Annotated in this window: 10 protein-coding genes; 6 read left to right on the top strand and 4 right to left on the bottom strand. The window is 71.5% G+C overall.

The window, feature by feature from the left end:
* Positions 1–191 precede the first annotated feature (191 nt).
* Positions 192–2300: a M6 family metalloprotease domain-containing protein gene (locus ACIBEJ_RS10705; RefSeq protein WP_397182423.1), complete on the bottom strand. Its 2109-nt coding sequence runs from the start codon at positions 2298–2300 to the stop codon at positions 192–194.
* Between the two features lie 100 nt (positions 2301–2400).
* Here ACIBEJ_RS10705 and ACIBEJ_RS10700 point away from each other — a divergent pair, with 100 nt between their 5' ends.
* From ACIBEJ_RS10700 to ACIBEJ_RS10690, 3 genes are all read left to right on the top strand, one after another.
* Entirely contained in the window at positions 2401–3543 is a 1143-nt protein-coding gene (locus ACIBEJ_RS10700) for a PucR family transcriptional regulator (RefSeq protein WP_397182422.1), read from the top strand.
* A 114-nt stretch (positions 3544–3657) separates the two neighbouring features.
* On the top strand, positions 3658–4608 hold the full coding sequence (locus ACIBEJ_RS10695; protein WP_397182421.1) for an amidohydrolase family protein: 951 nt from the start codon (positions 3658–3660) through the stop codon (positions 4606–4608).
* A gap of 326 nt (positions 4609–4934) precedes the next feature.
* A complete protein-coding gene (locus ACIBEJ_RS10690) occupies positions 4935–6113 on the top strand; it encodes a Cmx/CmrA family chloramphenicol efflux MFS transporter (protein WP_397182420.1) in 1179 nt (392 codons plus the stop codon).
* Between the two features lie 412 nt (positions 6114–6525).
* Here the strand turns inward: ACIBEJ_RS10690 and ACIBEJ_RS10685 are convergent, their stop codons facing one another.
* A complete protein-coding gene (locus tag ACIBEJ_RS10685; RefSeq protein ID WP_397182419.1) occupies positions 6526–6942 on the bottom strand; it encodes a MarR family winged helix-turn-helix transcriptional regulator in 417 nt (138 codons plus the stop codon).
* A gap of 79 nt (positions 6943–7021) precedes the next feature.
* On the opposite strand from ACIBEJ_RS10685, the gene ACIBEJ_RS10680 reads away from it, so the two are divergent.
* From ACIBEJ_RS10680 to ACIBEJ_RS10670, 3 genes are all read left to right on the top strand, one after another.
* A complete protein-coding gene (locus ACIBEJ_RS10680; RefSeq protein ID WP_397182418.1) occupies positions 7022–8755 on the top strand; it encodes an ABC transporter ATP-binding protein in 1734 nt (577 codons plus the stop codon).
* 59 nt (positions 8756–8814) lie between these two features.
* A complete protein-coding gene (locus ACIBEJ_RS10675) occupies positions 8815–10353 on the top strand; it encodes a gamma-glutamyltransferase family protein (RefSeq protein WP_397182417.1) in 1539 nt (512 codons plus the stop codon).
* A gap of 425 nt (positions 10354–10778) precedes the next feature.
* Positions 10779–11096: a DUF5709 domain-containing protein gene (locus ACIBEJ_RS10670; RefSeq protein WP_397182416.1), complete on the top strand. Its 318-nt coding sequence runs from the start codon at positions 10779–10781 to the stop codon at positions 11094–11096.
* On the opposite strand, the gene ACIBEJ_RS10665 is transcribed toward ACIBEJ_RS10670, so the two are convergent.
* Together ACIBEJ_RS10665 and ACIBEJ_RS10660 are read right to left on the bottom strand one after the other, a co-directional pair.
* Positions 11075–11740: an HAD family hydrolase gene (locus ACIBEJ_RS10665; RefSeq protein ID WP_397182415.1), complete on the bottom strand. Its 666-nt coding sequence runs from the start codon at positions 11738–11740 to the stop codon at positions 11075–11077. The two genes, ACIBEJ_RS10670 and ACIBEJ_RS10665, sit on opposite strands and share 22 nt — an antisense overlap.
* Complete coding sequence (locus ACIBEJ_RS10660) at positions 11737–12135, bottom strand: DUF1992 domain-containing protein (protein WP_397182414.1); 399 nt, start codon at positions 12133–12135, stop codon at positions 11737–11739. The genes ACIBEJ_RS10665 and ACIBEJ_RS10660 overlap by 4 nt, the downstream gene beginning before the upstream one ends.
* Position 12136 lies beyond the last annotated feature (1 nt).

The following is a 12136-nucleotide window of genomic DNA, read 5'->3' as shown; positions in this document are numbered from 1 at the left end:
ACCCCCTTTGGGGCTGATTCAAGCTGATCCGGTACGGCCGGCGCCAGGGGTCTGGGCGATGGCGCCTCAGGGCGACACCGCGGCACGCTCGCTCTTGCCGCTCGCGGGCCGGCTCGTGGTTCCGGCCGACGGCGGCGGGTGCCGCGGTGACGGGGTACGGCCGCCGCTGGGCCGTACCCCGTCAGGAGGGGTCAGAGACCGATCACGTGGCAGGTGGCGGTCATGGTCTTGGCCGGGTCGCTCTCCGAGGTGGCGGTGAGCTTGACCTGGGCCAGGCGGCTGCCGCCGGCGCCGCGCACGGCGTTGACGGTGACCAGTTCGTTCTTGCCGAAGTCGACCGCGGCGAGGGCGTTGGGGAGCTGGGTGCTCCAGCCGCGGCCCTGGATCTCGGCCTTCAGGCGGTAGACGTCACCGTTGAGGTAGGCGCTGACGTCCTCGGGGTGCTGCCCGGCGGCCGGGGCGGCCCTGCCGGTGTTGAACAGCGGGAACTTGCAGGTGGACACGCCCTTGCCGGTGGGCAGGCCGATACCGGGCAGGACCTTGACGCCGCGCTTCTGCGGGCCGGCGCCGTCCAGGGAACGGATGGCGACGGTGTAGGACAGCACGCCCTTGCGGTCGCGCTTGAGGTCGGTGACGTAGAAGTGCAGGCGGTTGGCCTGGTCGACGAACTCGTACTCGCTGCCGGAGTCGGTCCCGGCGTGGAAGAGGGCGTCGGACAGTTGCCGGTAGTCGCCGATCGTGATCGGGACCTTGGTGCCGTCGGGCAGGACGTAGTCGGTCATGCCGATGTCCTGCGGGTTGGCGTCGACGACCCACTCGAACGGCGCGCGGTCCTCGTTCTTGGTCTTGGCCAGGAGCACGCCGGAGTCCGGGGTGAAGGAGTCGGTGCCCATCCTGTCGACGACCTCGACGGTGTAGTTCTCGTAGCCGCCGCCGTCGCACATGGGGTCCGTGGCGGTGTCGCAGGCGGGCGCCTTGTCGCCGCTGTCGAACTGCAGGTTGACGCCCGACAGGCCGTTCGGTCCCGGCTGGACGGCGCGAGCGGTGATCTTCGCGGTGACCAGGCCGGAGTCGTCGAGGGCGTCGCGCGACAGGCGCAGGACGTTGGCCTCGTCGATCATCTCCAGCTTGATCTTGTTGCGGAGCATGTGCTGGGCGCCCATGGACGCGCCGGAGGTCGGCGGGATCAGCCAGCGGCTGTGCGGGCCGCCGGGTCCGTTGAAGCTGCCCCGGCTGAGCATCTCCCAGATGCCGGTGTACGACCTTCTGGGCGGCACGCCGTACGGGTTGTTGTAGTTGTCGGCGATGCCGAAGATGTGGCTGAGCTCGTGGGCGTAGACGGCCATGCCGGAGCTCTCGGCCTGGACGGAGTCGATGCCGAAGCGGGCGTTGGGCCAGAAGTTGGAGCCGGCCTGCCAGGAGGTCCACTCGACGTAGCGGGTCCTGACCCAGTTGGGAAGGGCGGGGTCCTCGGGGCCGAACTCGTCGGTCACGTCCTCCTTGGTCGGAAATTTCATCATTCCGAACTCCTGCCAGGTGGACGATTCGTCCTGGCCGGCGCTCAGGTAGAAGATGAAGTCGAACTTGGCCGCCTCCTCCGGGCCGATGGCGCCGATCCAGAGCGCGTTGCCCTCGGTGCGCAGGTTCTTGTTGCAACTGTCGCCCGCCGGGCAGCCGGTGCCGCCCTGGAACTCCATGGCGTACTCGTGGTCCTTGCCGGACATCGTGTACGGCCCGAACCCGGTCAGCTCGACCCCGATACGCCCGCCGGAGTCCTCCATCCAGTACTCGTGGATGGTGTGCCCCTTGTTGAGGGCGTTCGGGGTGTTGAGGAAGTCCTGGTAGAACTTGGCTACCTGGTCGCGCGGCACGTCGTGCGCCTCGGCGCTGGGGTTCTTGTAGACGGTCGAGCCCTTCGGCTGGGTCACCACGAAGGGCTGGTTGGGGTAGTCGAGGAGCACCAGCGCGCCCTTGAACGTGCGCTTGGAGCCCTTGACGGCGGGGTCGTTCCACTTGGTGCCGGGAGGCTTCTTGTAGTCGGCCCACGTCATGTGGTCCGGGTTCTCCCAGTTCTGCGGGTCGATCGGCTTGAGCGGGCCCTCGCCGGCCCGCGAGCGGAGCGCCTGCGCGCCCTCGGGCTCGTCGCGCTGCCAGGGCTGGGTCTGCGGCCAGTGGTCCTGGCGCCAGGGGTGTTCCGGGTCGGTGGGAGGTGCGGCGGAAGCGGGGATGGCTGTCCAGGCCAGCGGGGCCACCAGGATGCCCGCTAAAAGGCCTTTCAGCAGCTTCTTCGGGAGATTCACGGATTGGACGGTATATACGTTATTGACGGAGATCACCGATCAGTTGTAGGGAAGAGCCATAACTCTCGATCCGACAAATGTCGAAATCGCCTGGTGACGTGTGGCTGACCTTCAACGCATCGTGGACGACCTCGCCGCCCGGCTCGACCGGCCCCTCCTCCTGGAGGACCGGCTGCAGCGGGTGGTCGCCTACAGCGAGCAGAGCGGCGCGATGGACGACATCCGCCGCGACTCCATCCTGCGCAGGCACACCACCCCCGAGGTCCGCGCCTGGCTGCGCGCCGCCGGCATCCACGACGCGAGCGCCCCGCTGCGCACCCCGGGCGCGCCCCCTCTCGGCCTGCTGCCGCGCGTCTGCGTCCCGGTACGGCACGGCAGCGCCCTTCTCGGTTTCCTCTGGTTCATCGACGCCGAGCCCGAGATGCCCGACGACGACGTCGCCCTGGCCGGGGCCGCCGCTCCCCTGCTGGCGCTGGCGTTGTTCCACGAGAGCCTGGCCAGCGGCCTCGCCTCGCACCGCGAACTGGAGGCGGTGACCGGCGTCCTGCTCGGCGAGCGCGACGCCGCCCGCCAGCTCATCGAGGCCGGGGCGTTCCCTCAGGGCCAGCCGGTGACAGCGCTGGTGGCGCGGCCGGTGGACGCCGAAGCCGGGGAGCCGCTGCGGATGGCTCTGGAGCAGGGGCTGCTGGCGTTGCGCCGCCGGTTGTCCGGGCACCATCCGCTGCACCTGGTCCGCTACGACCACGGGGTCCTGCTCGTGGCGGGGCCTGCCGTACCGGCGGAGGACGTGCACGCGGCGCTGGCCGTACCCGTGGTGGTGGGGGTGGGACGGACGCGGCAGGACCTCGCGGACGCGGCGGGCTCCTACACCGAGGCCCTGCACGCGGCGGAGACCGCCGCGCGCGTCCCCGGCCTGGGACCGTCGGCGGAGTGGGCGCGGCTGGGCGTCTACCGGCTGCTGACCGGCCTGCCCGACCACGAGCTCCACCCCGGCCTCGAACACCTCCTGGCCGACCCCCAGCATTTACCGCTCCTGGAGACGCTGGAAACCTACCTCGACCTGGCCGGGAGCGCCGTGGCGACCTCCCGCGCGCTGCGGCTGCACCGGACGTCCCTGTACTACCGGCTCCAGCGCGTGGAAGAACTCGCCCAGACCGACCTCAAAGACGGCGGCGAACGGCTGGCCCTGCACCTTGGCCTAAAACTGGCCCGATTATCTGGCAGATATCGCCCCCGTGTCTGATTGCACGGTCGGGCGAAGCTACCGTTTAATTCCAAAGGAGAAGATCCGACGGGAGAGTTGATGCTGGCTGGAGCGCGTGCCGCAAGAATCCTTCGCAGCCGCGCGTCCGCGCCGGTGGTCGTGCATTCCGCGCCCCTTGTCCTGCCCATATGCGCGGAACCCATCCGCGACGGCGCCGTGGCGATCCGCCGCGACCGGGTGCTCCAGGTCGGTCCGAGAACGTCGGTGCTCGCCGCCTACCCCGCCGTGGAGGAGGTCCGCTGGACCGGCATGATCACGCCCGGCCTCGTGGACGCCTGCTCCCCCGCCACCGCCCCTTCACCCGGCGTGACCGCCCGCGCCACCGTCGTCACCGACCCGCTCTCCGCCCGTTTCCCGGTGCCCGCCGTGGGCGGCGTCATGTACGTCTCGGTGAAGGCCGAGTCGGAGGACGCCTGGGAGGACACCGGCCGCGACGCGCTGATCACCGCGATCCGCGAGGCGCCCTTCCCCGTCGGGATGGCCGCCCACACCGAGGACCCGCTGGTGCTGGAGGACCTCGCGGTGCTGGCCAGGACGTTCGGGCTGCGCGTCCTGGTCGATCTCGAACGGCACAGCGCCGCCAGGCTGGACGAGTCCGGCATCCTGGGGTCACACTGCCATGTCGCCTGCTCCGGTCCGCTGGATCCCGGGGAGCGCAAGCTGCTGCGCCTGCGCAGGAGCGTGGCCGCCGTGTGCCCGTCCCTGCTGCGCGAACGCCCCGAGGACGCCCTCGCCCTCCTGGACGAGGGCAACCTGGTCGCTCTGGGCACCCGCGGCGAAGGCTCCCCGCTCGACCAGGCCCGCGCCATCCGCGACCACGCCCGCAGCCGGGGCCAGCGCCTGACCGGGCTGGACCAGCGGCTGGTGGAGGCGGCGACGCTGGGTGGGGCTCGGGCGCTGGGCCTGCACAAGGGGCCTGGCCGCCTGGGCGTCCTGGCACCGGGCGCCCGCGCCGACCTCGCCGTCTTCGACGCCAGGGGCCGCTACCCTTACGCCGCCCTCCTCACCAACCCCCCACCCCTAGCCACCCTCCCCGCCCCCTAACCCACCCCCGCCTGACACCTCGCCGCGTGACGGCGCCTTGGCCTCCGTGCCCAGTCCCGGCCGCCGTCTGCCACTGTGTGAGCCGCCGCCCCAGCCCCTGCCCGACCTCTGCCGTCTGGTTGCTTTGGGCGGAGCCGTCCCGAAAACAGCAACGAAAGTTGCCGCGGCATGCCGACAGGTCACACCATCGGGCCACTGATGACCACGCGCCGCCCCATGTCGTGGGGTCTGGCAGCTTTCACGCCCGAAGGAGACTTTCGCATGCCCGCATATCTGTCTTGTCCCGAATGCCCCAGACGTGGCTCTCGTCCTGGGAGGGCGGAGCGATGAGCGTCGAGACCCAGGCGCCGGTCACGCGTGGGCGGTTGCCGTTCGGGGTGTATCTGCTGGCGCTCAGCCTGTTCGCGATGGGGAGCGCGGAGTTCCTGCTTGCCGGGGTGCTGCCCGCGATCGCCACGGATCTCGGGGTCTCGTTGTCGGCCGCCGGGGGGCTGATCTCGGCGTTCGCCGCCGGGGTCGTGGTGGGTGGGCCGCCGCTGGCCATCCTGACGCTGCGGTGGCCGCGCCGTACCACATTGGTAGTCACCCAGGCCGTCTTCGCCGGATGTCTGGCGGTGGGGCTCGTGACCGATGACTACGCGGTGATCGTGGTGACGCGGTTCGTGTGCGGCCTGGCCTATGCGGGGTACTGGGCCGTGGCCGCCGTGACGGCGATCAGCCTGGTGCCGCCCGAGCGGACCGCGCGCGCCTCCGGTGTCGTGGTCAGCGGGCTCAGCATCGCGATGATCGCCGGTGGCCCGGCCGGGGCGCTGCTCAGCTACTTCACCGGCTGGCGAGGGGGCTTCTGGGCCGTGGTCGTCCTGACCGCGGCGGCGGCGATCCTGACCATGGTGGCACTGCCGACGACGAGCGCGAGCGGCGTACCCAGTGTCAGGGCGGAACTCCGGACGCTCCGGCGTCCCCAGCTCTGGGTGGTCTTCGCCATCACCTTGCTGAGCACCGCCGCCTACATGATCACGTTCAACTATCTGGCGGCGTTCCTGACCGGTGTGACCGGGGTGCCCGGCGTGTGGGTGCCGGCGATCCTGACCTTGTTCGGGGTCGGTGCCTTCGTGGGATTGTCGGTGGGGGGCAGGATCGCCGACCGCAGGCCCACGCGGGCGTTGCTGGCCGGCGCGGTGGGCATCGCCGCCGCCTCCGCCCTGCTCGCGCTCCTGTCACGGAACGCGGTGGCCGTGGTGGTACTGGTCCTCGTGCTGGGTATCGCCGGTTTCATCCTCAACCCGGCGATCTACGGCCGCGTCTTCACCCTCGCCGCCCAGGCCCCAACGCTGGCCGGGGCCACCACGGTGTCGGCGTTCCAGCTCGGGATCAGCCTCGTCCCAGGGCTGGCGGGCCTCGCGCTCACCACCGGGGCCGGTCTCACCACGGTCATCTGGATCGGCGCCGCCCTGGCCGTGGCCACCGTCCCCCTGATCCTCCTGGACCACCGCCCCACCCGCTGACACCTCCTCACCTCCCTCCCGGACCCGCGGACCGGCCCGGCCCCCTCCGGGAGGCGACACGCACGGGCCTTCCCACCTACGAGGCCAAACAGGAATCCAAAGCCCAGAGTCGGGGGCAAGTCCCGAGGCGAGGCGTCGCACGCTTCAAGTTGGGCCGAGAGGCTCGAACTCGGGCGATCAGCGCAAGTGGGGGGCTAGCGGCGCAACCGGGGGCAGGAGATGGGTGGCGGGGTAGGAGGCCCGAGCAGGGGCGGGCAGGAGATGGGTGGCGGGGTAGGAGGCCCGAGCGGGGGGCAGGCACGTGGCGGGCAGGCGCGTGACGGGCAGGCGCGTGACGGGCAGGCGCGTGACGGGGATAGGAGGCGGGTAAGCGTGTGCCGGAAAAGGGCGTGCGGCCGGGGCGCGGGTGGGGTTAGGGTTCGTCGACCAGGGTGAGGAGGTCGCGGAGGGACTCGCGTTCCTCGGGCGACAGCGGCGCGAACAGTTCGGCCGCCACCGCCGCCCGCACCTGCTGCACCCGTACGAACGCCCCCCGCCCCCGCTCCGTCAGCACCACCAGCGTCGAACGCCGGTTGGCCGGATCGGTCTCACGACGTACGAGCCCCGCCTCCTCCAGCGCGTCGACCACCGGCGTCACCGACCGGGGCGCGATGCGCAGGGACTCGGCCAGTTGCACCATCCGCAGCGGCTGCCCGGCCTCCATGAGGACCTTCAGCGCCCGCGCCTGGCTGGGACTCAGGCCGAGCGGCTCCAAGCCGGTCCGGTAGCCGCGGCGGAAGCGGTGGCTGATCCGGTGCACGAGTTCCAGCAGTTCGGTGGCGTCCTTCACCCCGCTGAGCTTATCTCACTGTTCGCAGGAATGAATATGAGGTAACCTCCGTTTGAGTGTACATCTGAAAAGGAGCCCTATGACAGAGGAACCCCGCGCGCCCCTGAGGCGCATCATCCGGCTTTTCCGCCCCTACCGGGGCCAACTGAGCATCGTGCTCGCCCTCATCGCCCTTTCCTCGCTGGTGTCGCTGGCCTCGCCGTTCCTGTTGCGCGAGGTTCTGGACGTGGCGATCCCCTCACGCGCGGTCGGGCTGCTGTCCCTGCTCGTGCTGGGCATGCTGGCCGTGGCCGTGGCGACGAGCCTGTTCGACGTGCTGCAGACGCTCATCTCCACCAAGGTCGGCCAGCGCGTCATGCACGACCTGCGCACCACCGTCTACTCCCACCTGCAGCGCATGTCGCTGGCCTTCTTCACCCGCACCCGCACCGGCGAGGTGCAGTCGCGGCTGGCCAACGACATCGGCGGCATGCAGACGGTCGTCACCAACACCGCGACCTCGATCGTCTCCAACCTCACCACGGTCATCGCCAGCTTCGTCGCGATGCTCGTGCTCGACTGGCGGCTGACGGCGGCCTCACTGGTCCTGCTGCCGCTGTTCGTGTGGATCAGCCGCAAGGTCGGCGAGGAGCGCAAGCGCATCACCGCCCAGCGCCAGCGCAAGCTCGCCACCATGTCGTCGATGGTCCAGGAGTCGCTGTCGGTCAGCGGCATCCTGCTCGGCCGTACCATGGGCCAGTCGCGCGAGCTCACCGGCCGTTTCACCCGCGCCTCCGACGAACTCGCCGACCTCGGCGTCCAGTCGAGCATGGCCGGGCGCTGGCGGCAGTCGACCATCCAGATCGTCATGGCCGCGATGCCCGCGGTGATCTACTGGGTGTCCGGCATGACCTCCGCGGTGTCGATCGGCACCGTCGTGGCGTTCACGACGCTCCAGGCGGGTCTGTTCCGCCCCGCCCTGTCGCTGATGCGCACGGGCGTGGAGGTGCAGAGCTCCCTGGCGCTGTTCGGCCGCATCTTCGAGTACCTGGACCTGCCCGTCGACATCACCCCCGGCACCCGCGCGCTGGAGCGTCCGCGCGGCGACGTGCGCTTCGAGCACGTCTCCTTCTCGTACGGCGACGCCCCCACCCTGACCGGCATCGACCTGACCATCCCCGCGGGCACCAGCCTGGCGGTCGTCGGCGAGACCGGCTCGGGCAAGACGACGATGAGCTACCTGCTGCCGCGCCTGTACGACGTGAGCTCGGGCCGCGTCACCATCGACGGCGTGGACGTGCGCGAACTCAGCTTCGAGACGCTGGCCGCCACGGTCGGCGTGGTGTCGCAGGAGACGTACCTGTTCCACTCCTCGATCGCCGACAACCTGCGCTTCGCCAAGCCGGACGCCACCGACGAGGAACTGGTCACCGCCGCCCGTGCGGCCCGCATCCACGACCACATCGAGTCGCTGCCCGAGGGGTACGACACCGTGGTCGGCGAGCGCGGCTACCGCTTCTCCGGAGGCGAGAAGCAGCGCCTGGCCATCGCCCGCACGCTGCTGCGCAACCCGCCGGTCCTCATCCTCGACGAGGCCACGAGCGCTCTCGACACCCAGACCGAGCGCGCCGTCCAGGAGGCCCTGGACACGCTGGCCGAGGGACGCACCACGATCACCATCGCGCACCGCCTCTCGACGGTACGCCACGCCGACCAGATCGCCGTCCTGGACCACGGCCGCGTCGCCGAACTCGGCACCCACGACGAACTGCTCGCCGCCGACGGCCACTACGCCGCCCTGGTCGCCCGGGATCTCCCCCTCACCCTCATCTGACCGCCCATGACCTGGAGCTCCGCCCCCGGCGGCGGCCCGCGCAGGCGTACCCTCTATGCGTGCAGAACACCAGATATGCCCGCTCCGGCATGGTGTGCAGCGTGGACCACCTCGCCTCCGCGGCCGGGATCGCCATGCTCGACCGGGGCGGCTGCGCGGCCGACGCCGCCATCGCCACCAACGCCGTCCTGACCGTCACGGCGCCCCACATGTGCGGTATGGGCGGCGACCTGTTCGCGCTCGTCCACGACGGACGGGTGAGCGCGCTCAACGCCTCCGGCCGCGCCGGCTCCGGCGCCGACCCCGGGCGGCTGCGCGCCGAGGGACACACCCGGATGCCGCACCTGCACGACATCAGGTCCGTGCCGGTGCCGGGCTGCGTGGACGGGTGGCTGGCCCTGCACGGCAGGTACGGCAGGCTGCCGCTGGCCGACGTCCTCGCCCCGGCGATCCGGCTGGCCAAGGACGGCTTCCCCGCCTCGCCGCTCATGCTCGCGGGGGCGAAGATCGCGGCCACGCGGCCGGGCGGCGACGACTTCGCGGACGTCACGGCCGAGGGCGACCTGGTGCGCAGGCCCGGCGTCGGCCGCACGCTGGAGGCCGTGGCCACCTCCGGCAGGGACGGCTTCTACCTCGGCGAGTTCGGCCAGGGGCTGCTGGAGCTGGGCGCGGGCGAGTACACGGCCGCCGACTTCGCCCGGGTCAACGCCGACTGGGTGGAACCCCTGCGGGTGCGGGCCTTCGGGCACGACGTCTGGTCCGCCCCGCCCAACTCCCAGGGCTACCTGCTGCTGCTCGCCCTGGCCATCGCCGACGGCCTGGACCTGCCGGCCGCCCCTGCCCGCTCGGCGTGGGCGCACCTGCTGGCCGAGGCGGCGCGGGCGGCCGGGCACGACCGCCTCGCCGTACTGCACGAGGACGCCAAGGACCTGCTCGGCGAGCACGAGATCGTGCGGCGGCGGGCGCTGGTGGACCCGGCCGCCCGTCTCAAGGCACGCGTCCCCACGGCCGACGGCGACACCACCTACCTGTGCGTGGTGGACGGCGACGGCATGGGCGTCTCCCTCATCCAGTCGAACGCCTCGGGGTTCGGCAGCATGGTCTTCGAGCCGCGTACCAGGATCAACCTCCACAATCGGGGCATCGGGTTCTCGCTGACGCCGGGCCATCCGGCCGAATACGGCCCCGGCCGCAGGCCGCCGCACACGCTCACGCCCGCGCTCATCACCCGTCCCGACGGGTCGTTGCGCACCGTCGTGGGCACCATGGGCGGCGACGCGCAGCCGCAGATCCTGCTGCAGGTCATCACCCGGCTGCTCAGGTACGGCGAGGCGCCGGGCCCGGCCGTCTCCGCGCCACGCTGGAAGCTCGGCGGGACCACCGGGTTCGACACCTGGGACCTGCCGGACGAGGCGGCGGTCGAGGTGGAGGCGGGCACGGCGTGGGCCGACGGCCTGGCCGCCCTTGGACACCCGGTGGTCAACCGGCCCTATGGCACCGGATTCGGCCACGCCCACCTCATCGACGTACGTCCCGACGGCATGCTGGCCGGAGCCGCCGACCCCCGCGCCCAGATCAGCGCCGCCATAGGCCGCTGACCCCCTGGCCCAGGGCACACACCTTGGGGAGACGAAGGGCACCCAGAAACCACGCGGCGCAGAGCGCAGGGCGCGAGCCGGACGGCGCGTCGCGGACACGCGCGCCGTAACGCGCGCGGCCGGGACACGCGCCTCGGGAGGACCACGGGACAGGACGCGGGCCGCGCGGAGCGAGGGGGCACGGAGCGAGGGGGCACGGAGCGAGGGGGCACGGAGCGAGGGGGCACGGAGCGAGGCGGCGCGGAGCGAGGCGGCGCGGAGCGAGGGGGCACGGAGCGAGGCGGCGCAGAGCGAAGCGGCGCGTGACGGGTGGCGGGTGGCGCGAGGCGGGTGGCGGGGAGCGCGCGTAGGCGGTGGGGCGTGGTGGCGGAGGGGGTGGGAGGGTGGGTGTTGGGATTTGGGTGTGGTGTGGGTAGGGAGCGCGTATGACCGAAAAACCGGACCGCTACGGATACAGCGACGAGCAAGGCATAGAGGTCGAGGAATGGACCGACGACCTTGGGCTCAACCACGAGATCCGGGAGGACGACCCGGCGCGCGGTGACACGCTCGACGAGCGGCTCCGGCGGGAGCTGCCCGACGGCCCCGACCGTGAACCGCGTCCCGACCACCGCCTCACCTCCCCCGACGAAGGGCTCGGGCCCGACGTCGAGAGCGAGGAAGTGGGCGAGGACTGGGGCGGCGAGGCGGGTGAGGACCTGTCAGCCGAGGAGCGTGCCGTTCACATCGAGCCCGACCGCTGAGTGAGGGCGGGCAGCAGCGCGTGGAGGTCGTCCACGACCAGGTCGGCCAGTTCGGCGGCTTCGGGGCGGTCGGCGTGCAGGTGGCCCCAGGGGCCCCGGCGTAGCAGCGCGGTGCGCATGCCGGCGGCTCGGGCCGGGCGCACGTCGTTGTCCAGGCGGTCGCCGACGTACAGGATCTCGGCGGGGTCGCGCCCGGCCACCGAGGCGACCTTGGCGAAGAACTCGGGCGCGGGCTTGGCCACGCCCCAGCCGTCGGAGGTGTGGACGGAGTCGGCCGGCAGGTCCATGGCGACGAGGGCGTCATAGGCCTCGACGGGCTGGTTGCCGGCGATCACCACCTGGTATCCGGCCGCGCGCAGGGCGTGGAGGGCGGGCCGTACGTCGGGGTAGAGGTCGTCGGCGTCGAAGTGGTTGCGCAGGCCGTCGGGGTCGTCGCGGCTCCAGGCGGCGATCTCGGCTTCTACGTCGAGGCCGGGCCGTACGATCTGGAAGGCGTCGCGGTGGGAACGGTCGAGGGCGGCCACGCCCCCGAGCACGCCCATGAACGTCAGGCGGGTCACGCCCAGCCGGTCGGCCCAGCGGGTCCAGATGCGGGTCTCGTCGATGAGGGTCTCGCCGACGTCGAACACCAGAGCCTTGATCATCGGGCCGCCCGCCAGCGCTCGACGACGCGCTCGACGTTGAACGGGAACAGGTCCACCGGCGGCCCTGACGCGCCCCGTCTGATCGCCTGGTCGATCTTCTCGTTGATCCCCTGGATGAGGGTACGCACCTCGCCCTCCGAACCCGCCTTCAACGCCAGTTCCAGCACCTCGTCGGCCTCCTTGCGCAGGGCCAGGCTGGGCGGCAGCGGCATCGTCAGGCCCTCTTCGGCGAGTTTGTTCTTGATCCACCAGTTGTCGTCCTGGGGCAGGCCCGCCCCGGGGATGGGTTTTCCGGCGCCCGGCAGGTCGTCGAACTCGCCGCGCTCGGCGGCCTCGCGGATCTGCCGGTCGATCCATGACTCGAAGGGCATGCCGACTGGTTTGCGCTCCGTCATG

Origin of the sequence: Nonomuraea sp. NPDC050790, assembly GCF_044456745.1 — a bacterium.
GTDB lineage: Bacteria > Actinomycetota > Actinomycetes > Streptosporangiales > Streptosporangiaceae > Nonomuraea.
The sequence above is the reverse complement of the archived record's forward strand: the minus strand, read 5'-3'. Positions and strand labels throughout refer to the sequence as shown.

Excerpts from the sequence above, each read along its gene's own strand:
- ACIBEJ_RS10680 (WP_397182418.1), top strand. The coding sequence starts at position 7,022 with ATGACAGAGGAACCCCGCGCGCCCCTGAGGCGCATCATCCGGCTTTTC.
- ACIBEJ_RS10665 (WP_397182415.1), bottom strand. The coding sequence starts at position 11,740 with ATGATCAAGGCTCTGGTGTTCGACGTCGGCGAGACCCTCATCGACGAG.
- ACIBEJ_RS10690 (WP_397182420.1), top strand. The coding sequence starts at position 4,935 with ATGAGCGTCGAGACCCAGGCGCCGGTCACGCGTGGGCGGTTGCCGTTC.
- ACIBEJ_RS10660 (WP_397182414.1), bottom strand. The coding sequence starts at position 12,135 with ATGACGGAGCGCAAACCAGTCGGCATGCCCTTCGAGTCATGGATCGAC.
- ACIBEJ_RS10670 (WP_397182416.1), top strand. The coding sequence starts at position 10,779 with ATGACCGAAAAACCGGACCGCTACGGATACAGCGACGAGCAAGGCATA.